At 68.7% G+C, this 1,347-nt stretch carries 1 protein-coding gene; it reads right to left on the minus strand.

Annotation, left to right across the window (positions count from 1 at the left end; genetic code table 11):
• Nucleotides 1-56: 56 nt before the first annotated feature.
• Entirely contained in the window at nt 57-722 is a 666-nt protein-coding gene (locus tag ABD993_RS02065; protein ID WP_345412091.1) for an IS110 family transposase, read from the minus strand.
• Nucleotides 723-1,347: the final 625 nt, after the last annotated feature.

The raw sequence follows: 1,347 nt of genomic DNA on the forward strand, positions 1-1,347 counted from the left end.
TCCCACAGCTCCAGTCTCCTTGCTAGATCAGGAGCCTCTCCACCGGCCAGGACGGTTCAGTAGCCGACTGACCGCAGCCAGGTGCCCAGTCGGGACGGGGTGAGCCAGTCGGTGTCTGCGGAGCTGCTGAACCGGGCCAGGAACCGCAGGCTGGTGATGCCGTCGAGGTCGGCGAAGAGCCGGACCGGGCCGGGGTGGAAGAACTCCAGGTGCGCCCGGAGCTGATTGGCGAGCCCGACCCGGTGGGTGATCAGGTCCTTGCGGGCCCGGACCGCGGAACGCAGCTGGACCGTCGCGGTGGTGTCCGGGATCAAGGGTCGTAGGCGGGCGCGGTCGGTGCGCAGGGTGTCGGCCAGGACGAAAGCGTCGAACCGGTCGTCCTTGTTCCCCGCGGATCCGTAGTGGCCGTGCAGGTTGTGAACCTGGTTGGGGCTGATCACCACAACCGTCAGGGCGGCGGCGAGCAGGGCGTCGACAACCTGGCCGTCACCGCGCTCGATCGCGACCTCGACGACACCGGCCCGGCGTAGTCGTCCGACGAGTTCGCGGAGCCCGGCGCCGCAGGCGTCGATGAGGTACTGCTCGATGACGGTGCCCTTGTCGTTCACCACAGCAACGGCGTGATCGGCGGTTGCCCAGTCCAGGCCGGCGGTCAGCCCGCCAGGTGGGAACTCCGGCAGCACTGTCGCCGGCTCTGCGGGATGGGTGGGGGAGTGCGGCATGTCGTCCTCCGTGCTCGAGGTCGCACCCGCCGGCCGGGGATCTGGGTCGCGGCTCCCGCATCGCTCACTGTTCGGCGCTCGTAGTTGGCGCTCAGCCCTTGTCGACGGTCCGCGCGACCCAGGTGACCACCAGGTCCCGCATTTCTAAGGGCGGACGTCGACGTGCGCGTCGGCTTAACAGGGCGGTGACCCGGTGGCACCTCGGGTGCATCGACGGCCATGACGACCGCCGACACCGACCAAGGGTGGACCAGTGGGCTTAGAAGTGATTTCAGAAGTCCGGCGAGCAAGATCGCCACTTCACGCGCAGGCCGACGACCTGCAGAGCTCGCCTCGGCCGGAGTCGCCCCGACTGTCGCGCGTCGACTTCTGAAATCGCCTCTTAGCACGGCCTCACTCGCCGTCAAGCGTGCTCCGCTGCGCTGCGCATCTCCTTCGGAGACGACCTGACGGTCGCGCTTGACAACCCCATGTCAACCTCTGTGGCCGGATCTTGCTCGGGCCGAGGCCTCGGTAACGTAGGCGCTCAGGGCCGCGCTGGCCGTGTAAGTGTTGGTGGGCGCCCGGCGGGCGGGGCCTGTCGGCCCTGGCGTTAACACGGTCGACCTCCCGGTCAAGGGTGCTC

It is taken from the genome of Pseudonocardia xishanensis (genome assembly GCF_039541715.1).
Taxonomy (GTDB): Bacteria; Actinomycetota; Actinomycetes; order Mycobacteriales; family Pseudonocardiaceae; genus Pseudonocardia; species Pseudonocardia xishanensis.